Here is a 26,008-nt window from a genome sequence, read left to right as displayed (position 1 = left end):
TCAAAATTTAGCTGTTAAATGTGATTTTTTTCAAAAAATAGCGGAAAATAGACCTCATTCTTTAGTATTAGATATAGTTTTAGAGATTAAAAAATGAGCTTACCTGCATTTTCTTCTTTCACCTTAATGGGTGTAGATGCGCAAAAATTCCTACAAGGTCAAGTGACTTTGAATGTTGAAAAACTTACTGAAGGAACAACTCGTTACACAGGTATTTGTAGCCTAAAAGGTCGTATTCAATACGGTTTTTGGCTAAAAAAAATTAGTGCAGAAAGCTTTGAAATTATTAGCCCTGCAAACTTAGCCGAAGCACTAAGTAAACATATTAAAAAGTTTGGTGCTTTTTCTAAAATGAAGCTTGAAGAAGCTGGTACGGTTTACCCAACAATTGAGGGTATTCACACTGTATTTGGAAGTGCTGAAACAGATATTGAAGCTTGGCAATTACAGGCAATTGAATCGGGTCAATCTTGGATTGAAGCCAATACATCGGAACTTTTCCAACCGCAAGAATTACGTTTGCATCAACGTGAAGGCGTTCATTACGACAAAGGTTGTTATTTAGGTCAAGAAATTGTGGCGCGCCTTTGGTTTAAAGCAAAACCGAAAAGTTGGTTGCATTTGGTTCAAGGTACAGGAGATGTTCCTGCATCTGCAACTCAGCTAAGTCCAAACACAACTGTTGTAAACAGTATTGGTGTAGATGGTGGTTATAAAGCTTTAGTTGTGGCTAAACCTGAGGTTTTAGTTGAGCTAGGCTTAACAGTTTTAGATTTACCTGAAGCTTTAAATGGTGATGTTGCACGCCCGCAGTCATAAATCTAAATGTTTCTAAATATGTAGAAAATTAAGCCTCCTTTCAAAAGGAGGTTTTTTTTGCCTTATTTTTCAAGGCTTGTTATTAATTCTTATACATTGGAAACAATGTAAACACATTTCAGCCAAACACACGCTAAGAAACATAACATTAATATTCTATTAAGTTTTTTACATTAATTTAACTTGGTAGATATTCCTAAAGTTATTCGCAAACTGAATAATTTTTTACTCTTAATATATATTTCAACGCTATACCATCTTTTATATTAAATACTTAGCTTGAATATTTATCGTTAATTTAAGGTTTTTAATTTTATGAAAAAAATACTTCTAGCAAGTTTAATCGCAGTTTCTTCTCAATTTGCACTAGCAGACAACGCTCCACAAGTTGACCCTGCTTTTGCAAAAATTGAAACTTTAGTAAAAGCAAAAAACTTTAATGAAGCATATAAAGAATTAGACAAACTTGCCCAAACAGGTAATGCACAAGCGATTTATGATCTTGGTTTTTTAACTCAAGCAGGTCAAGGCACAACTAAAAATGATGCTAAAGCGCTTGAACTATTCAAACAATCTGCAGATAAAGGCTATCCAACGGCAAACTACCTTTTAGGTAAAACTTATATTTCAGGTGGTTTAGGTGTTAAGCCAGACCAAAAAACAGCAATAAACTATTTAGAGAAAGCTGCAAAACAAGGTATTGAAGAGGCAAATGTAGATTTAGCTGCACTTTATCTTGGTGAAAACAAAGATGCATCAACAAAGAAAGCACTTAAACTTTTAGATCCACTTGTGAAAAAAGGCAATCCTCAAGCGGTTCATCTTCGTGCTTTGTATGACATCAACACAGGCATGAAAGAGAAAAAAGATGCGAGTGTTAAAGCAGGCTTAGACAGCATTCAAGCACTTGCACAAAAAGGTTATGTTCCTGCACTTATGGAAGTAGGTAATATTTTAGCAACAGGTAAATTGGTTAAACAAAACTTACCAGAAGCGAAAAAAATCTTTGGAATGCTTGCAGAGAAAAATGTTCCGCACGCAAAAGAAGCTTTAGATGCCGTAACAAACTTAATGGCTCAACAAGCGAAAGCGCCAGCTTCTACAGCTAAAAAAGGTTAAGTTGAATAAAGTAAATACAGTTCAACTTAAATAAGAAAATCCTTTAAGCTAGCAATAACTTAAGGGATTTTTGATTCATGAAATTTACGTATAAATATAAATTAAAAACCATGAAATAGTTTATTCATATCTTTCACAACATAATCTTTAAAGTGATATGCACGTGCATGTTTTGCATCAAATTTTACAGTTAAGTCGTCTTTTTGAAATACATAAACACGATCTTCAGAACTTACTAGATAATCTTTACCTAAGGCTTTAAGTAAAGCATCAATTTTGTCTTCATCTGCAATACTTTCATCGGCATTAATTTTATCGTAATTGCGTTTAATACCTTTGATAAACATCTTAAAAACTCACTTCTTTACTTTTATAAACAACGCTAAGTTTAACCGAAAGCATTCACTTTGCACGATCATCTAAGTGCAAAAACTATATTTATGCCCACCACATAGCAATTAAAATACTCATCACGATAAATCCAACAATGGTACTCATAAGTAACGGTGTTAAGGTTTTTTCACTTAAACCATAAGCCTGCCCGAGCATTGCAAATATTGTTGGCATAGGGAGCGATGCGATAATAGTTCCTGCATACACCATTTCTTGGCTTACATTTGTAAGATAAGTTAAGCCTAAAAATACCAAAAGTGGAAAAATTAGATTATTTGAAATAACCAAATACATACTTTGCGCATTCACATATTTTAAGCTCAAGCCTACTATGCCTCCACCAATTGCAAATAAAGCCAATGGAGATGCAGTTTGCCCAAGCATTAACAAAACTTGGTTTATTTGATGTGGAATTTCAATGTGTAATGCCGAAAATAGTATTCCGAACACAACCGCCATAAATAAAGGATTTTTTACTAAAGTTAAAACTGTATTTTTTATAATTTTAGAAACATTCACAGACTTCGAATTTTTAGAATTCAGCTCTGCCAAAACCAACACAGCAGGAATTAAAAATACACTTTCAATAATAACCACAAGGGAAATATAGGTCATCGCTTTTTGACCCATTAAAAGTGTAAGCACCGCTGCACCAATTAAGCCTGTATTAGACATAGATGCACCTAATGACAAGATGGCTATATCTGCTTTAGGATTTTTAAAATAATGCGCAAGAATATAAAAAGCAGCAACATATAATATAAAAGTTGTACCGCCATAAACTGCAAAATATTCAGGAAACCAAATTTCATGTAAATCTTTGGCTGCCAAAGACTGTAACAACAAAGCAGGCAAAGCGATTTTTATAACAAAAGCACCCACCGCAGCAATTTGCAGTTTAGATAATAAGTTCAACTTTACAGACAAATAGCCAAGCGCTAAAAGTAAGAAAATTGGTCCAATTATCGTCATAATCATGAAAAAAGTGTCCTATTAAAATCACTTCAAAAAAAGAAGAGCAGATTTTTAATCTGCTCTCTTTTTAAAAGTAATTCAACTTAAAATGATGTAAATAAATCTTTTAAACCATGTGGGTGGCAACGTAAATATTGTGGCGATACTGCTATTTTTGCACCCAACTCTGCGGCTGCTTGCCACGGCCAATTCGGTTGATACAAAATACCGCGTGCAATGCCAATAGCATCTGCTTGTTCATATTGTAGCACTCCTTCTGCCTGCATTGGCTCTTCAATTAAACCTACAGCAATCACAGGAATGTTCACCGCTTTTTTAATCGCATGTGCAAATGGAACTTGGTAGCAACTGTGAATATCGATGTTTTGTTTGGCATCTAATCCGCCACTTGAAACATGAATATATACAGCACCTAATGCTTCTAAAGCTTTAGATAATTCAACTGAAGATTCCACATTCCAACTTTCTACGCCATCCATCCAATCGGTTGCAGAAATACGAATACCAACAGGATAATCTTGTGGAACAGCATTTTTAATGGCTTGAAATACTTCTAGCGTCAAACGAATACGGTTTTCGAAACTCCCGCCATATTCATCTGTACGTTTATTTGAAATAGGCGATAAAAATTGATGCAATAAATAGCCATGTGCAGCATGTAATTCTATTAAATCGAAACCAACATCTACTGCCCGTTTTGCTGCATCTGCAAAATCTTGAATGAGTTTTTCAATTTCATGCGTTGTTAGTGCATGTGGCGCTGTATCTGTTTCATTAAAAGCTAACTCACTTGCAGAAACTGTTTGCCACCCTAAAGTATCCTGCGGGTGTAACTGCCCTTTTCCAGTCCAAGGATAATCTGTAGATGCTTTTCGCCCTGCATGCGCCAATTGAATAGCAAATGGCATAGGTGAAATTGCTTTTATTTTATTCAATGCCAATTTCATTTTTTCAGCTTGAGTATCGTTCCACAAACCTAAATCTGCATGGCTAATACGTCCTTCAGCTTGTACAGCCGTTGCTTCTACAATGGTTAAACCTGCACCCGATAATGCATATTTTGCCCATTGTTGCTCATGCCAAAATGTCACCTCTGCATCTGAAGTTGCAGAATATTGACACATCGGTGCAATAATAATTTTATTGCTTAGGTTAAGTGTTCCAAATTGAATTGGCTGAAATAACAAAGACACTAAAATCCCCTCATTTTAATCATTCATTTTTCAAATTTTATTCTAGCTTAGAAAAACAAAAACAGGCTCCGAAGAACCTGTTTATTTTTAGATTATTTTATAACTTAGAAAACAACTTTAGTGCTTAAACCCAATACAAATGCATCATCTACATTATTTGTAGAACCTGGATTAATCACATATTGTAAGTTTGGTCTTAACATCAACCATTTTGTTGGATTGTAGCTATAGTTCAACTCAACATTATATTCAGCGCTTGCATTAAATGGTTCTTTCACACTTGAAAGACGATTATTTACGTGTACGCGGTTTACAGCCAAACCAATATAGTCATTTGGCAATGCAGTAGATAAACCTACATATTTCAAACCAATTTGTTGTGTGTTATCTACTTTATTTGTTGTGCGATCATGCCATGTAAAGTTTGCAAAACCATGTAAACCTTGTTTGCCAGAACCTGTAGATGTTAATTGCTGTTCTACAGCCAACCAACCTGCAAATGTACGGTCTTCAGGTGCGCCTGTTTGAATATCTTTTTGGTTTTCAGGATTATCCGCTGTGTTATACATTGCGCCTAAACGGTAACTACCTGCTAAACCATTCACCAATGATTTTGGCTGCCAGATTACTTCTACAGGAATAGTCACACCATCGGCATTCTTTGTATCTAAATTCCAACCATGACGTTCTTTCGCATTTTCAGGGTTAAATTCATAAACACCCACTTGAACGGCAACGTCAGTGGTTAATTGTTGTTTTACACGTAAACCCCACTGTGAAACAGGTGTATTCATCCAAATGCCGCCCTGCCATTTACCCATTTGCGCAGCACAAAATGCAGTATTAGCAAAATCACACGCCATTACGTTAAAGTCCATGCCTAGACCTAAACGACCAGCTTTAATACTTAAACCTTGATCTTTAAAATTCTTTTCAACAGATAATTCACTTAAACGACTTTTTTGGTTACCACGTCCATAAGTACCTTGAACGTTTGCCATTTGTGGAACTTCGCCTGAAATATCATCTACTGAAGTACTTTTACCTTGACGTGCGGTCATTACCGCACGAACAGTTACACCGTTCCATCCTGCAAGCTTTTCCATATCTAAAGCTGTGCCTAACCACAATTGACCTGCAGTAGTAGGATCAGCATGTTCATTGCGTCCACCATTTGCTAAATAAGCTGTGTCTGTTGCAATATTCGCTTCAAACTTAACACCTTGTTGTGCAAGCTCAGTACGCTTACCCGACCAATCCCCAAGCATATATTGACCTTTCGAATCAAAAGCATCTTCTGAGTGAGCCTGAGACATAACTGTCATTAAAACAGTTGGCAAAATTGCTAAACTAATTTTCTTCATAATGGGAACCTAGTAGGATAAATACCTGTTACAAAAGACTTTCTTTGTAAATTTCACGTGAAAACTACCTAATTTTTCTATTTTTTGCTCAGCTTTATTTTTATTAGTCTGCATACTTTTATTTATACAATTGATTAAAAGACTAAATTAATTTTCATAAAATTATTAATTTACATATATTTCAGTAACTTAAAATTAAAACTTATCTTTGTTAACGATTAAGCATTTTTAATAAATAAATTTACAGCATCTAAAATTTACTCTTTATTTTTATTATTTAAGTACTTACATTCACTTATCTTCAGTCATTTTTAATTTAGGCTTGTAATCTGAAAGCGATAACCCGATATTAGTCACATCCTCATATATTTAATGTCAGATGCCTGAATTACCTGAAGTTGAAACCACCAAAACCAGCTTATTGCCTCTTTTGAATGAAAAAGTTATTCAAGTGACTGTTCATCAATCGAGTTTAAGATGGCCAATTCCAAATGATATTCAAAAGTTAATTGGGCAAAAACTCATTAAACTCTCTAGACGTTCCAAATATATTTTGGCGGAGTTTGAACAAGACTCTATGCTTTGGCATTTGGGTATGTCAGGAAGTTTCCGTATTTGTGAAACCACTGAAGAATTACGCAAACACGACCACCTCATTATTCAATTTGAAGATATGGAACTTCGTTATCACGATCCGCGTCGTTTTGGTTGCATTCTTTGGTTAGATGACCAATCCCAAACTAAACTCATTGATACGCTAGGGCCAGAACCTTTAAGCGATGTCTTCAATGCAGATTATTTAGCAAATAAATTAAAGTCGAAAAGTACCGCAATTAAAGTTGCCATTATGGACAACCATGTTGTTGTTGGCGTTGGCAATATTTATGCAACGGAAAGCTTATTCAATTTAGGTATTCATCCTGCACAACCTGCATCATCGCTGAGCAAAGTTCAAATTGAAAAGCTTGTGATTGAAATTAAGCGAATTTTGAAACAAGCTATAGATTTAGGCGGTTCAACCTTACGTGATTTTAGCAATGCAATGGGCGAAAATGGTTATTTCCAACAAACGCTTTTAGCGTATGGGCGCGTTGGTGAAATGTGTGTGAACTGCGAAACCACTCTAGAAAACATTAAGCTAGGACAACGAGCAAGTGCATTTTGCCCACAATGTCAGCCATTAAAGAAAGTAAAACAGATTCCACGAGGTAAAAAATGAAAAGCGCAATTGCTCGCCACATTTTAGTGAAAGATAAAGAACTTGCAGAACAGCTCAAGAAAAAAATTAAAGATGGTGCAGATTTTGCAAAAATTGCAAAGCAACATTCAACTTGTCCATCGGCTAAAAAAGGTGGTGAATTAGGCGATATCAAAAAAGGGCAATTAGTTGCTCCAATTGACAAGGCTGTATTCACTTTAGCTGAACGTGAATTACATGGTCCTATTAAAAGCCAGTTTGGTTGGCATTTATTAGAGATTAAATTCCGTATGGATTTTTAAGTTCCTTTAAGATCCCCTCTCCTTTTAGGAGAGGGTTAGGGAGAGGTAAATCTCTAGAAGTAATGCTACTCATCTCTCATCAGGCTGAAAATAAAAAAACGGTGCATTTCGCACCGTTTTTATTTTGAATGAATTAACCTTTACGTTTTAATTCATCACGAATTTCACGAAGTAATTCAATATCTTCAGGTGTAGCAGTTGGAGCTGGCTCTTCTGCCGCTTTTTCACGGCGCATTTTATTCATTAACTTAACCAACCAAAATACAACCCAAGCCAATAAGATAAAGTTAATTAAAATTGTGAGAAAGTTACCATAAGCAAATACATTCAAACCCGCTTCTTTTGCAGCAGCTAAATTCGTAATACTATTTGGATTATCACCCAACACTAAGAACCAATTTGAGTAATCAACATCGCCACCCAAAATCCAAGTAATTAATGGCATTAATAAATCAGCAACTGCTGAATCAATAATTTTACCAAATGCACCACCAATAATTACACCAACGGCCAAATCCATAACATTGCCTTTTACAGCAAATTCTTTGAATTCTTGAATAACGCTCATGTGTTCTCCAATTTTTTGTTATCAAATTTAATGTGATTAAGCATACATTATTGATTAAATTATTTCCGTGCAATTTCCTTGGATTTAGTTATTTTTTAACAAAAAAAACCGCCAACATGCGTTAGCGGTTTTTTAAATTACTTAAAAAGTAAAATTATTTACCAGAACGGTTACGTTTACGTTCGTTCTCAGTCAAGTGACGCTTACGAATACGAATTGACTTAGGTGTTACTTCAACTAACTCATCATCTTCAATGAATTCAAGCGCTTGTTCAAGCGTGTATTCAATTGCAGGAACTAACGTTAACGCTTCATCAGTACCAGACGCGCGTACGTTTGTTAACTGTTTTGCTTTAGTTGGGTTAACTGTCATGTCGTCAGAACGTGAGTTAATACCAATAATCATACCTTCGTAAACTTCTAACTGAGGTTTAGCGAATAGACGACCACGGTCTTGAAGTGTAAATAACGCATAGCCAAGGCAAGTACCTTGAACCATAGAAATCAACACACCGTTTTGACGTTTCGCAACAGTGCCTTGTTTCATAGGACCGTAATGCGAGAAGCTTGACGTCATGATACCAGTACCAGAAGTCATAGTAAGGAATTCTGAACGGAAACCAATTAAGCCACGTGAAGGAACAGTTGCTTCAATACGGATACGGCCTTTACCGTCAACTTCCATATTTGTCATTTCGCCTTTACGGTGACCCATTTGCTCCATTACAGAACCTTGATGCTGTTCTTCAACGTCAAAAGTAACGTTTTCGTACGGCTCTTGTTTTTCGCCATCAACTTCTTTCAAGATTACTTGTGGACGAGATACGCCCATTTCGAAGCCTTCACGACGCATGTTTTCAATAAGAACTGAAAGGTGAAGTTCACCACGACCAGAAACTTTGAAACGGTCTGGACTATCAGTATCTTCAACACGAAGTGCTACGTTGTGAATTAATTCGCGGTCAAGACGTTCACGGATGTTACGTGAAGTTACGAATTTACCTTCTTTACCAGCAAACGGTGAGTTGTTTACTTGGAATGTCATTGTCACTGTAGGTTCATCTACAGAAAGTGCTGGAAGTGCTTCAACTGCTTTCGGATCACAAATTGTGTCAGAAATATTAAGCGCATCAATACCTGTTACACAAACGATATCGCCTGCAGATGCTTCTTCAACGTCTACACGGTCAAGACCATGGTAACCCATGATTTTTAAGATACGGCCGTTACGTGTTTTACCATCTTTATCGATAACAGTTACTTGAGTATTCAATTTAACTGAACCGCGCTGGATACGACCAACACCGATAACACCAACGAAGCTGTTATAGTCAAGTGAAGACACTTGCATTTGGAATGGACCATCAACGTCAACAGCAGGTGGTTCAACGATGTCTACAATTGTTTGGAACAATGGAGTCATATCTTCAGCTAATTCTTCTGGAGAAGGACCCGCTACACCACGTAAACCTGATGCATATACAACTGGGAAGTCTAACTGTTCGTCAGTACCGCCTAGGTTATCAAATAAATCGAATACTTGGTCAATAACCCAGTCTGGACGCGCGCTTGGCTTGTCTACTTTGTTAATAATTACGATTGGTTTTAAACCACGTGCGAACGCTTTTTGCGTTACGAAACGAGTTTGTGGCATTGGACCTTCTTGAGAGTCTACAAGAAGAAGTACGCAATCTACCATCGACATTACACGTTCAACCTCACCACCGAAGTCGGCGTGTCCTGGGGTATCTACGATGTTAATACGATATTCAGTGTTTGTACGTGCATCAGTCCATTTAATTGCAGTGTTTTTTGCAAGAATGGTAATACCACGTTCACTTTCAATAGCGCCCGAATCCATCACACGTTCGATCTCGCCTGCGCGATCACCAAGAGCACCTGATTGTTGTAAAAGTTTGTCTACAAGAGTGGTTTTACCATGATCGACGTGCGCAATAATGGCGATGTTACGGAGAGTTTTAATATCTGACATGTAAATTCAATGCATATGTAATTTGAGGGCAAATTATACAGAAAAATATTCAGTTTTTATAGTGACAGTTTATTGACATTACCGATTTTTTTTAACATTCCATCGTTATTTGGTTTTGATATGCGGTCTATCTCGATTAGAATAGCGCCATCTTGCCACTATTTGCCTTGATTCATGTCCGATTTAAATCATTCTCCTGATCAAAAAGATCAACTCGATTTAGTCTACGGTCTAAATGATCGACCTAAACCATTCATCGCTTTTCTTGCCGCTTTCCAACATCTTCTTGCAATTATTGTCCCAATTGTGACCCCTGGCCTACTTATTTGTTTGGCTTTAGGAGTTTCAAAAGAAGATACCAACATGATTTTATCGATGTCTTTGGTAATTTCAGGGATTGCAACCTTCCTTCAATGTAAAAAAGTTGGCCCGTTTGGCGCAGGTTTGCTCATTGTTCAAGGTACAAGTTTTAACTTTATCGGTCCAATTATTGGTATTGGTTCTGCAATGGTTGCAGCAGGCACGCCTGTTGAATCTGTTATGGCTGCTATTTTTGGTGTTGTAATTGCGGGCTCATTCATTGAAATGGGTGTGTCCCAAATTTTACCTTGGGTAAAAAAACTGATTACACCATTAGTGACAGGTATTGTTGTTCTTCTTATTGGCTTAACGCTTATTAAAGAAGGCTTAATTAGTATGGGCGGTGGTTATCAGGCAATGGGCGATAAAACTTTCGCAAATGCTGACAACCTTATTATGTCTTGTACAGTTCTTGCCCTCATTATTATTTTGAACCGTATTCGTGTGACTTGGGTAAAAAGTTCGGCAATTTTAATCGCATTAGTTGTTGGTTATATTCTTGCAGGCTTTATGGGACATTTAAACTTTGATGGTTTAAAAGATGCACCTTTAGTTCAAATTCCTACACCTATGCATTTTGGTTTAAGCTTCTCTTGGAGCTTATTCATTCCAATGGCATTTATTTATATTGTTACTTCATTAGAAGCAATTGGTGACATCACCGCGACATCTAAACTATCTAACCAAGCTGTAGATGGTCCTAAATGGATGGAACGCATTAAAGGCGGTGTACTTGTAAATGGTGCAAACTCTTTCCTAGCGGGTATTTTCAACACATTCCCAAGTTCTGTATTTGCACAAAATAATGGTGTAATTCAGTTAACCGGTGTTGCTAGCCGCTATGTTGGTATCTGGATTGCGGTATTATTAATATTATTAGGTTTATTCCCTGCTGTTGCAGGCATTATTCAAGCTGTACCTCAAGCTGTACTTGGCGGTGCTGTTATGGTGATGTTTGGCGCAGTAGCAGCATCTGGTATTAATATTTTATCAGGTGTTCACTTAGACCGTCGCGCACTACTTATTATTGCAATCTCTTTAGCGCTTGGTTTAGGTGTTGCTCAAGTTCCACAAATTTTAGAGCATCTTCCTGAATTATTCCGCAACATCTTCAGTTCTGGTGTTGCAACAGGTGGTATTGCAGCCTTGTTATTAAACATTATTCTTCCTGAAACGAAGAAATAATTTCATTTCAGTATCAACTATGCCCAGCATTGTCTGGGCATAATTGTTCGATGGAGAGACAAAATGGATCCAAGAAGTGAAGTTGTCATTCGACAGCATGAATATCTTTCTGGTCGCATATTATTAGTTAACGCTCCCACAGATGATTTGCTTTCGAATTTAGATAAAGATATCGAGCCGATTGTTTGGACTTGGAACTTTAACGAATTCCAATACTTTCAAAATCAACAAGCCAACGTTCATTTTGGTGTTGATCTCCCAGAAAGTACGTTCGATCAAGCAATTGTTTTCGTACCAAAATCTAAAGAATTACTCAATTATGTTTTACATAATGTGGTAAGCCGTTTAAATGCTGGTGCATCTATTTTCTTAGTTGGTGAGAAAAAAGGTGGTGTTGAGCGCGCAGCAAAACAATTACTTCCTTTTGGTTCTGCATTAAAACTTGATAGCGCACGTCATTGCCAAATGTGGCAAATGACAGTTGAAAAGTCAGTTATCGCAAAATCATTGGCAGATTGGGCTCAAGAATATAAAGTACCAACACCAAATGGTGATTTAACTATTTGCGCTCTCCCAGGCGTATTTAGTCAAAAAAGCTTAGATATTGGTACTGCTGTTCTACTTCCATATTTATCTCAAGTAACCTCAGGGAAAATTGCTGATTTTGGATGTGGTGCAGGTGTAATTAGTGCTTATTTAGCAAAACTTAATCCTAAAAATCGTATTTTTGCGATGGATGTAGATGCTTTTGCACTTGAATCTACACGTATGACTTTTGCTAAAAACAATTTAGTCACTGAACAACTTGAAGTAAAAGCTGTTACAGGAATTGAGGATGCACCTCTCTTCTTACATGCTATTGTAAGTAACCCTCCTTTTCACCAAGGAATTAAGACAGACTACAATGCCAGTGAAAACTTATGTAAAACTGCACGTCGTCATCTTAAATCTGGTGGAGAATTATGGGTGGTTGCAAACCGCTTCTTAAACTACCCAATATTGATTGAACAGAATTTTGGTCAATGTACAACAAAAGCCGACCAACAAGGCTTTAAAGTGTTATTCGCTAACACTCAAAAAAAATCATAAGGAAATTCAATGAGCGAAACAGGTCAAACACAGCAACTAAAGCGCAAGCTTAGTGCACGCCATCTGAATATGATCGCCATTGGTGGTTCTATTGGTACAGGCTTATTTTTAGCATCTGGTGCAACTATTGCCAATGCAGGACCAGGCGGTGCTTTGCTTGCTTATGGTCTTATTGGCATTATGATTTACTTTTTAATGACAAGCCTTGGTGAATTAGCAACGCACAACCCTACTGCTGGCGCATTTTTTACTTATGGTACTAAATACGTTGAAGGTGGTTTTGGTTTTGCCTTAGGTTGGAACTATTGGTACAACTGGGCAATTACCGTTGCTTTTGAATTGGTTGCTGTCCAATTTATTATGAAGTTCTGGTTTCCAGACATTCCCGGTTTTTACTGGAGTGCTATCTTCCTTGCTATTCTTTTTGGAATTAATGCACTTACTGTCAAAGGATTTGGCGAAAGTGAGTTTTTCTTCTCCCTCATTAAAGTTCTAGCAATTATTGTATTTATTATTATTGGTATCGCCATGATTGCAAAAATCATGATGACACCGGGTATGAGCACTTTTACTAACTGGACTAAAGGCGATGCACCTTTTGTTGGCGGCTTTCAAGCACTGATTGGTGTTGCAATGATTGCCGGATTCTCGTTCCAAGGAACAGAGATGGTTGGTGTTGCCGCAGGTGAATCTAAGAATCCGAAAAAGACGATTCCTGTTGCCATTAAACAAATTTTTTGGCGAATCTTATTGTTTTATATCGTGTGTATTTTCATTATCGGTACTTTAGTTGCTTATGATGATCCACGTTTATTACAAGCTGCTGCAAGCGAAGATATTGCACTTTCACCATTTACACTGCTATATGAACAAGCTGGTTTTGCTTTTGCTGCAAGCTTAATGAATGCTGTAATTTTAACGGCAATTCTTTCAGCTGGTAACTCTGGCATGTATTCATCTACACGTATGCTATTTAGTATGGCACGTGAAGGACGAGCACCTAAACTATTTGCAAAATTAGATTTACGTGGCGTTCCAATGAATGCACTTTACGCAACAACTGCTGTAGCAGCGCTATGTTTCTTGACGACTTTCATTGGTGAGCAAGCCGTATTTAACTGGCTTCTTAACATGTCAGGTATGTGTGGCTTTATTGTATGGTTAGGTATTGCGATTTCACATTACCGTTTCCGTAAAGGCTACCTTGCTCAAGGTTACAAGTTAGATGACTTAGCTTATAAAGCAAAATTCTTCCCATTTGCACCTTGGTTTGCTTTCATTTTATGTTCAATTATTATTCTTGGACAAAACTATGAAGCACTTATTGGCGGTAAAATTGATTGGTTAGGCTTACTTTCTACTTATATTAGTATTCCACTATTCCTTGCTATTTGGTTTGGTTATAAATGGAAATATAAAACGAAACTTGTTCCATATAACGAGATGGATGTTCAACCAGCCAATTTAGATCGTGAATAATCCTTGAACATAAAAAAACAGCCAATTGGCTGTTTTTTTATGTCTGTGATTTTATCTAAAATAATAAACGTTATTTAAGGTGTCACTAAGGTTACTGTTGCTCGACGATTTGTTGCACGCCCTTCTGCTGTCGAATTTGAAGCAATCGGTTGTGTTGAACCAAAACCTTCTGTGATTAACTGATCTGAGTTAACACTGTGTTCTGTAACTAATACTGTTGCAACAGAATTTGCACGTGCAAGTGACAATTTTTGATTTACTGCCTTAGTACCAGAACCATCGGTATGCCCATCAATTTTAAGTTTAAAATCTGGACTTTGCGCTAAACCTTTAGCAGCTGATAAAAGATAAGGTTGATATTGAGGATCAATTTGACTTGAGTTGTTTGCAAAATGAATAGAAACCCCATTTTTTAATTCTGTTAAAGCATTTTGTACTTCTGCTTTTTCATCCGTAGTATTTTTATTTCCTGAAGTTGTAGCACACCCCACAAAAAAAGCACTACTTACAATTACAGCTAATATTTTCTTATTCATATTAATACTCTACTTTTAGTTGATTAATTAATAACCAAAAAAAATATAACATACTTTTACAACTTTACAAATTTTCCAAAAAAAAACGACTCCGAAGAGTCGTTTTTTTTACTTTAACAGATTATTCAGCTGTTACAGTACGGCTGCCAGAAATAGTCGCGAATACACGACGGTTCATAGCACGACCTTCTTTAGTTTTGTTGTCAGCAATCGGTTGATCCCAAGCGAAACCTTGAGTAGACAAACGAGCTGGATCTACGTTGTATTCGTTTACAAGAGAAGTTTTAACAGAGTTAGCACGAGCTAGAGATAAACGTTCGTTTAATGCACGTGGACCAGTGTTATCTGTGTGACCTTCGATGTTTGCAGTAGCGTTTGGATATTCAACTAACTTTTCAGCAACTTTAGCAATTTCTGGCTTGTATTGATCTTTGATGTTTGATTTGTTTGTATCAAAGAAAACACGAAGTTCCATGCTTAGGTCTTCAGTTAACTCTTGTGGAGCAACTGGAGCAACTGGAGCAACTGGAGCTACATCAACAACAGGCGCAGCTGGCTTCAAGTGACCGCCTAAAACTACGTTAAGACCAGCCAAAGCTGTATAGTTCCAGAAAGATTCGTCGAAGTTATAAGTACCACGAGCTTCTGTACGAAGAGATAAAACGTCATTTAAACGATAGAATGCACCGATACCAGCATTAGCTAAAGTACCTTCTTCTTTAAGATCCGAACGACCTAAGTCAGCAGCATCAACACCTGAGAATTTGTATTTGTAGTGACCAGCACCCGCTAATACATAAGGCTTGAACTTGCTGTCGTAGTTCTTAGTGATCAAGTCAGAAGTAACAATGAAGTTACCGTTGATTTGAGTTTGTTTGTATTCGCCATTTACAACGTTAGCGCTACCTTCAAGGTCACCTTTAACTTGATTATATTCAACTTCAAAGTTTAACCATGGAGTTAATTCAACACCAACAGCTGCACCAGCGAATAAATCATCTTTTAAATCAGCACCAGAAGCGTCGCTTAAATGATCTTTACCGTTGTTGTTTTTAGTATCTTGGAATGTGTAACCAAGCATTAATGGAGTAACAGTTACGCCTGCATTTGCAGCGGCTAACGGAGCAGCAACAAGCATAGCTAGTGCAATACGACTCATTTTCATGGATTTATCCTCCAGAGATAAACAATTGTTTTCAAGTTTAAGCCTAAATTATATCTATCCTGAGATAGGCTTTTATACCCCAGTTGTTTTTTTAAGCTATTCACGTGCATCATACAAACACTTTTCACGTTTTCCAAGTGCTTGAATTAGTAAATCGAACAAATTATGACAAAATTACTTACAATTTCCGTTGTAATTCGGTAATTATTTATCCAATTATACGCGCAAATCGCTTATTTTCACTTGTCTTTAATTCTAACATTTTTATTAAAATTTAAGTAACAATTATTTTAACAAAAAAAACATTAAAAAACAAAGCTTTAATATTAAACAATCATTTACCCTATTACCAAAAAGTCTTATAACATTATGTTTTATAAAAAATATTCAGGATTCTCTCTAATAGAGATTGTAATTTGCTCCATAATAATTTCGATTATCTATTTCTATACTATTCCTTATTTCCATCAATATATGGCGCAAGAAGAAATAAAAAAAGTTAAAAAATTACTGAGTTATAGTAATTTAACTGCAAAAAGTCATGCTTCAACATATAGAGCCAATGTTGTTATTTGCTCGACAGATAATGGTGAGCAATGTCAAAAAGCACAGTGGCGTACTGGTCTGTTAATTTTTCAAGATACGAATCAAAACAAGCAAGTTGATTCGAATGAAAAAATTATCTTGTATGAAAAAACCAAACTGAAGTACGGCACTTTAGATTGGCGCGGAACGCTTTCATCTCCTCATATAACTTTTATGGCAAAACATGATGGATTACCAATAGGCTCTAACGGAAGTTTCTTCTATTGCTCTTTTCACAATTTATCCAATAAGCGCATTGTTTTGAGCAAAATGGGACATATTCGAATAGAGGATAGTAAAAATTGTTAGAACTCATTAGTCCAAAGGATCTGTTGTTTTTAACTTTATTCATCAACTTTTTTTTATATACTGCTTAAAACTGAAAAATATTGATTAGAACTTAAACGGAGATACAACAATGACAGATATCGTAATTGTAAATGGTGCTCGTACTGCAATGGGCGGCTTTCAAGGAAGTCTATCAAGCGTAACTGCACCCGAATTAGGCGCGGTAACGATTAAGGCTGCAATTTCTCGTTCGGGTTTACAACCAACTGATATCGAAGAAGTCATTATGGGTTGTGTTCTACCCGCAGGTCTAAAGCAAGGTCCTGCGCGTCAAGCAATGCGTCAAGCAGGTATTCCCGACTCAACTGGTGCTGTAACAATTAACAAGCTTTGTGGCTCTGGTATGAAAGCTGTTATGCAAGCAGCTGATATGATTAAAGCAGGATCTGCCGAAATTGTTGTGGCTGGCGGTATGGAATCTATGACCAATGCACCCTATGTTTTACCTAAAGCACGCGGTGGTTACCGTATGGGACATGGTGAAATTAAAGATCATATGTTCCTAGATGGTTTAGAAGATGCTGAAACAGGTCGTCTTATGGGTTCATTTGCACAAGATATGGCAAATAGTCGTCACTACACGCGTGAACAAATGGATAACTTTGCGATTCGTTCACTAAAACGCGCGCAAACAGCAATTAATGAAGGCTATTTTGCAGATGAAATTACACCTGTAACTGTATCTACTCGTAAAGGTGATGTTGTAGTAGATAAAGATGAACAGCCATTTAATGCCAATATTGAAAAAATTCCAACGCTCCGCCCTGCTTTTGCAAAAGATGGAACTATTACTGCAGCAAATGCGAGTTCAATTTCAGATGGTGCTTCTGCACTTGTTGTAACTTCAAGTGATGTAGCCGCAAATAAAGGACTAAATCCTTTAGCTAAAATTGTAGCTTATGCTTCTAACTCTCAACATCCATCTGAATTTACTATTGCTCCTGTAGGTGCAATTCAAAAAGTTTTAAATAAAACTGGTTGGAATGCTCAAGATGTTGATCTTTGGGAAATTAACGAAGCATTTGCAATGGTAACCATGTGCCCAATTGATGATTTCAAATTAGATCCTGAAAAAGTAAATATTAACGGTGGTGCTTGTGCTTTAGGTCATCCTGTTGGGTCTACAGGTTCTCGTATTATTTTAACTTTGATTCATGCGCTTAAACGTACTGGCGGTAAACGCGGTATTGCATCACTTTGTATTGGTGGTGGTGAAGCAACTGCTGTGGCAATTGAGTTACTTTAATCAAAAGCCTCCCTTTTTTAAGGTAAGAAGTACAGCTTCGTAAGGAAAGGGATTTTAGAAATCCTCCCTTACCCCCTCCTTTAATGAGAAAGGGAAATTTTTAAAATAAAAAGCCTCCTAAATGGAGGCTTTTTTATCATTCAAATTAAAAGTAGAACTTTTAACTTTAATGCTTAAAGAATTTCTTTACGTAATTGCTCAGGTGATTTCATAGAAAGTAAACCTGGTGCAACATCAAATGCTGTTTTAGCACCGTACTGCCCTGTTTTATTCATACGGTAACATGCACGTGCATAAGCAACTAAAACACTTGCCGTAAATTCTGGATTACTATCCAACTTCAATGAAAACTCAATCACTTGATTTTGTTCAGCACTACTATTACCACTACGAATCACAAAACCGCCATGAGGCATGCTGCTGTGTTCTTTACGCAGTGTTTCTTCATCAATGAAATTAACTGTTGTGTTGTAGTCTGCAAAGTAGTCTGGCATGGTGACAATTGCTTGTTCAACTACTTTTGCATCTGCACCATTTTCTAGCACAACATAACATTCACGTGTGTGCTTATCTTTTGTGCTTAATTGTGGACGCGAGCCCCTACGTACTTTTTCAATTGCATCTGTAGATGGAATTGTATATTGAACACCTGCTTTTACACCGTCTACACGGCGAATCGCATCTGAATGACCTTGGCTAAGACCTTTGCCCCAGAATGTATATGTTTCACCATCTGGTAATAATGCTTCACCAAATAAACGGTTAATTGAGAACATACCAGGATCCCAACCAATCGAAATCATCACTGTTTTCTTGTTTGCAAGTGCTGGCGCATTTACAGCATCAAAGAATTCAGGGATACGTGCATGCGTATCAAAACTATCAACCGTATTAAATTGGCTTGCTAATTGAGGTGTTTGTTGTGGTAAGTCATCTTTCGAACCACCACATAAAATAAGCACATCAATTTTATCTTTAAATTCTGAAAGTGAATCCATGTGAAATACAGAAGTTTCTGCAAAACATGGCTTAACCGTTTCAGGCGCACGACGTGTAAAAATACCAACGAGCTGTAAATCTGGATTTTTTTGAATAGATGTTTCTACGCCACGACCAAGGTTGCCGTAACCCACAATACCAATACGAATCAAATTTTGCATAACCACAGTGTCACTGAATAAATAAAAGGCTTATGAATCTATGTTGCACCAAAAATGATCAACATAGTGAATCTTATACTACAGTACTATCTACAAATTTAAAGTAAATTAAGCATATAGATAAGAAATCAGTTAGTAATGAAATAAAAAAGCCTGCTTTAAAGCAGGCTTTTTTATGAAGGTGCAATTACTTTTGCGAACCTGTTTGATAACCCGCATTCATAACCGCAGTTGATGCTTGGTACGGATTTTTAAAATCATTCAAACCAGCAGCAGCTTCAGCAATATCTTTACCTTCTTTAATAATGAAAGTATCGAAACCTGCACGCTTCATGTAATTTAGAACATCTTTAAATACATCACCCGTTGCACGAAGTTCGCCTTGGTAACCTTGGCGACGTAACAATGCTGCAAATGAATAACCGCGACCATCGTTAAACCCAGCAAACTCAATAAAGATTGCATCTAACTGATCAAGTGGAAATTCATTTGTTTCAGGAGAAGCATCAACTGTTAAGTACAATGCTTTTTTACCCGATACATTTGCAAGTTGATCTAACTGTTCTACTGTTAAAACAACATCACCTTGTGGCAATACGCCATCTTCACCAATAAGTTGGTAAGTGTTGTCTGCAATTGTGCCATCCTTAGAGAGCACTTGAAGTGCGGTATTAAGCATATGCACGCTCCTTGAATGGTTGAATGCCAACACGGCGATAAGTTTCTACAAACTCTTCACCTTCTTGACGTAAATCAAGATAAGTATTCAATATTTCTTCTACAACATCAGGTACACGGTCTGCTGCAAACGATGGCCCTAAGATATCACCAATTGAAGCATCATGATCTGCATTACCACCTAAAGTAATTTGGTAGAATTCTGCGCCTTTTTTATCTACGCCTAAAATACCAATATTACCAACATGGTGATGACCACACGCGTTCATACAACCTGAAATATTTAGATCTAATTTACCTAAATTGTAAATTGTATCTAAGTCATCGAAACGACGTGAAATTGCTTCTGAAATTGGAATAGATTTCGCATTTGCTAATGAACAGAAATCACCACCTGGGCAGCAAATAATATCGGTAATGAAACCAATATGAGCACGTGCCAAGTTGTTCGCTTCAAGCGTTTGCCAAACTTCAAATAAATCTTTTTGTGGTACATCAACCAAAGCAATGTTTTGCTCATGCGTTGTACGAAGCTCACCAAATGTATGTTTATCTGCAAGATCTGCAATAACATTCATTTCTTCAGTGGTCATATCACCCGGTGCAATACCTGCACGTTTAAGTGAAATCGTAACAATACGATATCCTTTAACTTTATGTGCATTGGTGTTGATGTTAAACCATTGTTTGAATTTAGGATGAGCAGCAAACAATTCTGTAAAGTCTTCATCTGCATAATCTTGATAATTAAATGGTGTAAATTCTTCGTCTAATTTTTTCAAAATTTCAGGCTGAATTTTTAAAGTTTGAACTGTATGTGCAAACTCTGCTTCAACTTTCTCTGCAAATACTTCAGGTGTTAAAGCTTTTACTAAAATCTTAATACGTGCTTTGTATTTATTGTCACGGCGACCATGTAAGTTATATACACGAAGTACCGCTTCTAAATAAGCAATTAAATCTTCACGTGGCAAGAAGTCACGAATAAAGCTACCAATAATTGGAGTACGACCTAAACCGCCACCCACTTTAATTTTGTAGCCAATTTCGCCTGCTTCATTACGAACAATGTAAACACCAATATCGTGGAATGAAGTTGCAGCGCGGTCAGTTTCTTCAAGTGCAGAAACTGCAATTTTGAACTTACGTGGCAAGAAAGCAAATTCTGGGTGGAATGTAGACCACTGACGAATTAACTCACACGTTGGACGTGGATCTGCAATTTCACCCGCAACTACACCTGCATATTGGTCAGTTGTTGTATTACGAATACAGTTACCAGATGTTTGAATCGCATGCATTTGTACAGTCGCAAGCTCAGCCAACATATCTGGAACATTCTCTAGCGCAGGCCAGTTAAACTGAATGTTTTGACGTGTAGATACGTGTGCATAACCACGGTCATATTCTTTTGCCAATGCCGCAACTTTGCGTAATTGATTAGAATTCATTAGACCGTAAGGCACAGCTACACGCAACATTGGCGCATAACGTTGTACGTATAATCCATTTTGTAAACGTAGCGGACGGTATTCATCTTCCGTCAATTTACCCGCTAAATAACGTTCCGTTTGATCACGGAATTGTGCAACACGTTCGTTGATCAGTTGCTGATCAAAATCAGTATATAAATACATGGCGTACAGCTAGTAGTTTCTATTATATCGAAACACAGCATAACGACATTTAATCTATCAACAAAATGCGTTTTTTACATATTTCATAGCGGTTTTTTTGATAAGCATGCCTAAGAATCACTGATATATGGTGATTTACCAACATTCGTATACTTATTCACCTCAATTGATCTTTTTATAAATTCTTTAGCACTTTTATATATATAGAAAATCTAATTAAGAAACATCTCGTTTATTTCTTAAATTACTGACATGAGCTCGATTGGTCTGCCATGACTTTTCTAAAACTTCTTTTTTATTTAGACTCTAAATTTAATAAAATATCTTTATTTTTTAAGCCACCTGCAAAACCAACAAGCTTTCCATTGGCACCAATCACACGATGACAAGGCGCAATAATAGAAATTGGATTTTTACCATTTGCAGCCCCTACAGCACGTACCGCTTTCACATTACCAATAGATTCCGCAATTTGCTTATAACTTCGAGTTTCTCCAAATGGAATTTGAAGTAATGCCGACCATACGGATTTTTGAAATGCCGTACCTTGAAAATCTAATGGAATAGTAAATTGAGTTCTTTGACCTGCAAAATATTCTACAAGTTGCTTTTCTATTTCTACTAATAAAGGATGTTCATTCTGTTCAAAACTTTCAGAAAGTTTAACACGCATAGGATCATCATTTTCCCAAAGCACAGCAACCAAAGCTTGATCATGTGCAACCAAGGTCAACTGCCCAACGGGTGTTTGAATTTTCTTGTTATAAAGCTGCATACAAAATCTCACATTAACTTGAAGAAGATACTAACTTTCATACAACATAATACAAAATAATAAATTCTGAATTGTATGAATTCCGCATAAATTTAAATCATCTTCAAATAAAAAATCGCCAGTAAAAACTGACGATTTTTTTTGCTTATTTCTAAACTTATGAAGAGGAAAGTTTCATCAATACAAGACCAGAAATAATAAGCACTGCTGCAAGCATACGCATTGCTGTTGCAGGTTCACCTAAAATAAAAATACCAATAAGAAACGAACCAATAGCACCAATTCCTGTCCAAATTGTATAAGCCGTACCTAAAGGTAAAGTCCGCATTGCGTATGAAAGCAAACCGAAGCTTAAAATCATAAATCCAATTGTAACAACCGTTGGTGTAACTTTAGTAAAACCATCTGAAAGCTTCATAGAATAAGCCCAAACAATTTCAAAAAGTCCTGCTAATAGTAAAGTAATCCAAGCCATGTGCCTGTCTCCACAAATTATGTAGATGTCAGGTCGTCCTGACTTTTTAATACTTATTAGAAAATGCTGTAATGATTTTCCGAATAAGGGGTCGTCCCTTTGAATACGCTAAGTATAAATTATTCCTTCTTTTTATTGATCTTTCTTTTACATTTTTTGACTATTTAAAAACACTAAGCTGTATATGAAAAAATGAACCATGCTATTGATTTCAATAACATGGTTCGAGTTATTAAAAGTTAAACTGAATACCAGCGCCATATAACCATTTCTTTTCAGAAGATGATTCATCTTGCCAGTTGGTCTGTTTATCACCTTTTTCATAACCGTATGAAACATCAATATATGGCATGATGTTTTTGGTGATTTCATAACGCGTTTCTAAACCCAAGCTTAAACTTGTTAAACCATTGGATTTCGCATATTTAGATTCATCACTTATTACAACTTCAGCATCTAAATATGGCTTTAGAACCAGTTTTTGCGTAATTAAAAAATCACGATCTGTTTCTAAGCTTGCAAACATTTGCTGATCTTTTCCGATATACATATAAATATCAGTATCAAAAAAATATGGCGCAAGACCATTCAAACCAAATGCAGTATAAGTTTGATTTTTTTCCTCCATTTTTTCAGTATCACGGATATATCGAATACCTGCTTGAATATCCCAAAAATCTGCCATCGCACGGCTATACATAAATTTAGTATCGTAATTGGTATTTTCAGACTCAGTTTTCTCTGCATTTAACTGCACAAAAAGTTTGTTTTCATCTGTTCCAATACGACTTTCCAATTGTGTTTGCCAAACACCTTGTCCCGTATCATCACTCAACCATTTGCTTGTAAATTCACTTGATTGATAAATTTCTCCACCATGTTCATTCATATGTTCTGATGAAGATATTTCATGTGAAGGAGGTTCATGTTTTACCATAGGTTGCATGAATGAATGATCATGTTGTTGAGTCAGCATTTCATTGTCTACCTGAGCAAAAATCTGCCCACTTGCCAATAAAACCGATATGCCTAAAACATGCTTATTCACATTAATGATGTTCATGTTGACCTCCCTCTGTTGTTGTACTCTGATGAAGACTTGTTGAACTTTTTATTGTTTTAGGCTCAAGCCCCTTGTTCTTAGCATCTTCATCTACATTCGCTACAATTAATTTACTCATCATACCTGCACTCATGTGATACAGCAGATGACAATGAATTGCCCATTCGCCCAATTCATTCGCTGTTAATAATGCCGTCATCGATTTACCTGGCGGTACGACAATCGTGTGTTTATTCGGTAAGTCGGATAACGCTTGTCCATTTTCCAACTGCATAAACATGCCGTGTAAATGCATTGGATGCGCCATCATGCTGTCATTGACAAATTTCAAGCGAATGCGCTCACCATATTTCACTTTTAAGGGTTCAGCTTCATTGAACTTTTTACCGTTAATTGTCCAAATATAGCGCTCCATTGTTCCGCCTAAATGAATTTCTAATTCACGTGTGGCTTCACGTGTATCTGGCTGTACTTTTAATGATTTTAAATCTGCATATTGCAGTGCTTTGTTACCCACAGGCGTAGATGCATTAGCCCAACCTTGCACAATTTTTACGTCGTCATTTTTCTGTTCATGTTGATCTTCTAATTGTTCATGCTTCATATTTGAATGATCCATTTGATCATCTTGCATCGATATTTTCATATCTGCAGCATCATGGCTCATTTCATGCATTGCACCATGCCCCATATCTTCCATTGTTAATAATGCACGCGGTCGAGATTGAGGGATTTGGACTGAATAAGATGATGGAACTTGCTCATTTTGAAGTGATGCCAAAGCGAAGCCTGTTCGATCAATTGATTCTGCTTGAATTTGATAATGGTTTAGTTTTGGCTGAACAATGACATCGTAAGTTTCAGCAGCACCTATACGAAATTCATCTACATTTACAGGCTGAACAGCTTGTCCATCTGCACTTACAACTGTCATTTTTAAGTTAGGAATACGCACATCAAAAAATGACATTGCAGAAGCATTAATAATTCTTAAGCGTACTTTTTCATTGGGTTTAAACATTCCAGTCCAATTCTGTTCGGGCGTTTTACCATTCACCAAAAATATATAGCCTGTAACATCAGACATATCCGTTTTTAGCATACGCATTTGATTCCACATAGAACGCTCTTGCCATGTGTTTTTTAAGCCATCTTTTTTAATTTGAGCAAAAACATCTTTTAATGTTTCACGTTTATTTTGATAAAACTCAGAAGATTTTTTCAAGTTCGCCATAATTTGCGCACTTGAAGATTCATGAAAATCGGACAGCATAATCACATAATCGCGATCTACTTTTTCATGCGCCACCAGTGGTTTTTTATTTTTAGGATAAATCACTAAAGAGCCATATAAGCCATCTTGCTCTTGCCCTTTAGAATGTGCGTGATACCAATATGTTCCGTTTTGGCGAACCTTAAATTTATAGGTGAAATCTTTATTGGGTTTTATCGCTTTAAATTGATTAAAACCTGGTACTCCATCCATTAAACCTGGCAACAATAACCCATGCCAATGCACGGAAGTATCTTGCTTTTTTAGATGATTATGTACATGAATAACAGCATCATCACCCTCTTCAAATTCTAAATTAGGTGCAGGAAATTGACCATTCACAGTAATACGTTTAACTGCTTTTCCTGTGATATTTACCGTTTGTTCATCAATATTAAGGTGATATTCCTTCACTGCTGAAAAAGCAAAAGATGATGCTAATAAACCGACCACAATAACGAGGTGCTGATGTAATTTTAAAGACATGACTTATCCTTGAATTTTGAAAAATGAAATTTCTAAAAATCAGGATTAAGCTTGTGGAGGGCGCAGAATATCTTGTTTAAAGTCGGAAGAATGGAATATTCCATAAACCGTATTTAATACGTCATTCGAATTAAATGCCGAAAAATTAAATGAATGTGTTTCTAATAAATTGAAACTAGAGACAGAATTATGACATTGAAGTGTTGAACAATCTTGGCACCGCACATGTGAGTTTTGATGATTTAAATGACTCTTTTCAACATGTTCACAATGTGATGATGAAAGATTTGTATCATTTTGATTTACATGATTTGTTTGTATATCAGCTAGCTTTTCACAATGCTCAGAATCAAACTTATGATGGGTTTGCATTGATACAGAATGAACATTTGAAGATGCAGGCACGAAAGCAAAGGCAATACCTGTCCAACTCATAACAAACGTTACAAGTAAAACAAATGTAATGCTTTTACTTTTCATGAACTGCATAGGTATAGCCTTATAAAAATAGCTCAGGTCTATTAGCTGAATGTTGTTCCTCATT

The 26,008-nt window shown here is 36.5% G+C and carries 25 protein-coding genes; 9 read left to right on the top strand and 16 right to left on the bottom strand.

Annotated features, from left to right (window positions below):
• Positions 1-93: 93 nt before the first annotated feature.
• Entirely contained in the window at positions 94-819 is a 726-nt protein-coding gene (locus tag MZO21_RS02935; protein WP_248102061.1) for a YgfZ/GcvT domain-containing protein, read from the top strand.
• 315 nt (positions 820-1,134) lie between these two features.
• A complete protein-coding gene (locus tag MZO21_RS02930) occupies positions 1,135-1,938 on the top strand; it encodes a tetratricopeptide repeat protein (protein WP_248102064.1) in 804 nt (267 codons plus the stop codon).
• 101 nt (positions 1,939-2,039) lie between these two features.
• Here the strand turns inward: MZO21_RS02930 and MZO21_RS02925 are convergent, their stop codons facing one another.
• From MZO21_RS02925 to MZO21_RS02910, 4 genes are all read right to left on the bottom strand, one after another.
• Complete coding sequence (locus tag MZO21_RS02925) at positions 2,040-2,285, bottom strand: hypothetical protein (protein ID WP_248102067.1); 246 nt, start codon at positions 2,283-2,285, stop codon at positions 2,040-2,042.
• 91 nt (positions 2,286-2,376) lie between these two features.
• Positions 2,377-3,309, bottom strand: coding sequence for an AEC family transporter (locus MZO21_RS02920; RefSeq protein WP_248102070.1), 933 nt, complete (start codon positions 3,307-3,309; stop codon positions 2,377-2,379).
• An 80-nt stretch (positions 3,310-3,389) separates the two neighbouring features.
• Positions 3,390-4,499, bottom strand: a complete 1,110-nt coding sequence (locus MZO21_RS02915) for an NADH:flavin oxidoreductase/NADH oxidase (RefSeq protein ID WP_248102075.1) — start codon at positions 4,497-4,499, stop codon at positions 3,390-3,392.
• Between the two features lie 104 nt (positions 4,500-4,603).
• Complete coding sequence (locus tag MZO21_RS02910; RefSeq protein WP_248102079.1) at positions 4,604-5,863, bottom strand: carbohydrate porin; 1,260 nt, start codon at positions 5,861-5,863, stop codon at positions 4,604-4,606.
• A gap of 379 nt (positions 5,864-6,242) precedes the next feature.
• Here MZO21_RS02910 and mutM point away from each other — a divergent pair, with 379 nt between their 5' ends.
• Positions 6,243-7,082 carry a bifunctional DNA-formamidopyrimidine glycosylase/DNA-(apurinic or apyrimidinic site) lyase gene (gene mutM / locus MZO21_RS02905; protein ID WP_248102080.1) on the top strand — a complete coding sequence of 280 codons (840 nt, stop codon included), beginning with the start codon at positions 6,243-6,245 and terminating at the stop codon, positions 7,080-7,082.
• Positions 7,079-7,363 carry a peptidylprolyl isomerase gene (locus tag MZO21_RS02900; protein ID WP_154772690.1) on the top strand — a complete coding sequence of 95 codons (285 nt, stop codon included), beginning with the start codon at positions 7,079-7,081 and terminating at the stop codon, positions 7,361-7,363. The genes mutM and MZO21_RS02900 overlap by 4 nt, the downstream gene beginning before the upstream one ends.
• 133 nt (positions 7,364-7,496) lie before the next feature.
• Here MZO21_RS02900 and mscL read toward each other — a convergent pair whose 3' ends face one another.
• Both mscL and typA read right to left on the bottom strand, forming a co-directional pair.
• The gene (gene mscL, locus MZO21_RS02895; protein ID WP_154772689.1) at positions 7,497-7,931 is read right to left on the bottom strand and encodes a large conductance mechanosensitive channel protein MscL; all 435 of its coding nucleotides are present in this window, start codon (positions 7,929-7,931) and stop codon (positions 7,497-7,499) included.
• Between the two features lie 154 nt (positions 7,932-8,085).
• Positions 8,086-9,924: a translational GTPase TypA gene (typA, locus tag MZO21_RS02890; RefSeq protein WP_154772688.1), complete on the bottom strand. Its 1,839-nt coding sequence runs from the start codon at positions 9,922-9,924 to the stop codon at positions 8,086-8,088.
• 174 nt (positions 9,925-10,098) lie between these two features.
• Here typA and MZO21_RS02885 point away from each other — a divergent pair, with 174 nt between their 5' ends.
• From MZO21_RS02885 to MZO21_RS02875, 3 genes are all read left to right on the top strand, one after another.
• Complete coding sequence (locus MZO21_RS02885; protein ID WP_248102083.1) at positions 10,099-11,469, top strand: uracil-xanthine permease family protein; 1,371 nt, start codon at positions 10,099-10,101, stop codon at positions 11,467-11,469.
• 63 nt (positions 11,470-11,532) lie between these two features.
• Positions 11,533-12,558, top strand: a complete 1,026-nt coding sequence (locus MZO21_RS02880; RefSeq protein ID WP_248102087.1) for a class I SAM-dependent methyltransferase — start codon at positions 11,533-11,535, stop codon at positions 12,556-12,558.
• Positions 12,559-12,567: 9 nt separating this feature from the next.
• Positions 12,568-14,037 (top strand): amino acid permease, encoded by a 1,470-nt coding sequence (locus MZO21_RS02875; protein ID WP_248102089.1) that lies wholly within the window; start codon positions 12,568-12,570, stop codon positions 14,035-14,037.
• A 74-nt stretch (positions 14,038-14,111) separates the two neighbouring features.
• On the opposite strand, the gene MZO21_RS02870 is transcribed toward MZO21_RS02875, so the two are convergent.
• Both MZO21_RS02870 and omp38 read right to left on the bottom strand, forming a co-directional pair.
• Positions 14,112-14,573 carry an OmpA family protein gene (locus MZO21_RS02870; RefSeq protein ID WP_248102092.1) on the bottom strand — a complete coding sequence of 154 codons (462 nt, stop codon included), beginning with the start codon at positions 14,571-14,573 and terminating at the stop codon, positions 14,112-14,114.
• Positions 14,574-14,694: 121 nt separating this feature from the next.
• Positions 14,695-15,738: an outer membrane protein Omp38 gene (gene omp38, locus MZO21_RS02865; protein ID WP_248102095.1), complete on the bottom strand. Its 1,044-nt coding sequence runs from the start codon at positions 15,736-15,738 to the stop codon at positions 14,695-14,697.
• A 474-nt stretch (positions 15,739-16,212) separates the two neighbouring features.
• On the opposite strand from omp38, the gene MZO21_RS02860 reads away from it, so the two are divergent.
• Both MZO21_RS02860 and MZO21_RS02855 read left to right on the top strand, forming a co-directional pair.
• Positions 16,213-16,632 (top strand): GspH/FimT family protein, encoded by a 420-nt coding sequence (locus MZO21_RS02860; protein ID WP_248102098.1) that lies wholly within the window; start codon positions 16,213-16,215, stop codon positions 16,630-16,632.
• 109 nt (positions 16,633-16,741) lie between these two features.
• Complete coding sequence (locus tag MZO21_RS02855; RefSeq protein WP_248102101.1) at positions 16,742-17,917, top strand: thiolase family protein; 1,176 nt, start codon at positions 16,742-16,744, stop codon at positions 17,915-17,917.
• 173 nt (positions 17,918-18,090) lie between these two features.
• Here MZO21_RS02855 and MZO21_RS02850 read toward each other — a convergent pair whose 3' ends face one another.
• The 8 genes from MZO21_RS02850 to MZO21_RS02815 form a co-directional block, all read right to left on the bottom strand.
• Positions 18,091-19,077 carry a diaminopimelate dehydrogenase gene (locus MZO21_RS02850; protein WP_248102104.1) on the bottom strand — a complete coding sequence of 329 codons (987 nt, stop codon included), beginning with the start codon at positions 19,075-19,077 and terminating at the stop codon, positions 18,091-18,093.
• A 187-nt stretch (positions 19,078-19,264) separates the two neighbouring features.
• Positions 19,265-19,756, bottom strand: a complete 492-nt coding sequence (locus MZO21_RS02845; RefSeq protein ID WP_154772679.1) for a DUF934 domain-containing protein — start codon at positions 19,754-19,756, stop codon at positions 19,265-19,267.
• Positions 19,749-21,392 (bottom strand): nitrite/sulfite reductase, encoded by a 1,644-nt coding sequence (locus MZO21_RS02840; protein ID WP_248102107.1) that lies wholly within the window; start codon positions 21,390-21,392, stop codon positions 19,749-19,751. Before MZO21_RS02840 ends, MZO21_RS02845 begins: the two co-directional genes overlap by 8 nt.
• A gap of 295 nt (positions 21,393-21,687) precedes the next feature.
• On the bottom strand, positions 21,688-22,167 hold the full coding sequence (locus MZO21_RS02835; RefSeq protein WP_248102110.1) for a methylated-DNA--[protein]-cysteine S-methyltransferase: 480 nt from the start codon (positions 22,165-22,167) through the stop codon (positions 21,688-21,690).
• Positions 22,168-22,324: 157 nt separating this feature from the next.
• Positions 22,325-22,642 carry a DMT family transporter gene (locus MZO21_RS02830; RefSeq protein ID WP_248102114.1) on the bottom strand — a complete coding sequence of 106 codons (318 nt, stop codon included), beginning with the start codon at positions 22,640-22,642 and terminating at the stop codon, positions 22,325-22,327.
• Between the two features lie 232 nt (positions 22,643-22,874).
• A complete protein-coding gene (locus MZO21_RS02825) occupies positions 22,875-23,705 on the bottom strand; it encodes a copper resistance protein B (RefSeq protein WP_248102116.1) in 831 nt (276 codons plus the stop codon).
• A complete protein-coding gene (locus tag MZO21_RS02820) occupies positions 23,692-25,464 on the bottom strand; it encodes a multicopper oxidase domain-containing protein (protein ID WP_248102119.1) in 1,773 nt (590 codons plus the stop codon). Before MZO21_RS02820 ends, MZO21_RS02825 begins: the two co-directional genes overlap by 14 nt.
• A 45-nt stretch (positions 25,465-25,509) precedes the next feature.
• Positions 25,510-25,953, bottom strand: a complete 444-nt coding sequence (locus tag MZO21_RS02815; protein WP_248102122.1) for a hypothetical protein — start codon at positions 25,951-25,953, stop codon at positions 25,510-25,512.
• Positions 25,954-26,008: the final 55 nt, after the last annotated feature.

This window comes from Acinetobacter portensis, assembly GCF_023158935.1.
Lineage (GTDB): Bacteria > Pseudomonadota > Gammaproteobacteria > Pseudomonadales > Moraxellaceae > Acinetobacter > Acinetobacter faecalis.
Note: the sequence above shows the minus strand (reverse complement) of the source record. Positions and strands in the feature narration are given on the sequence as shown.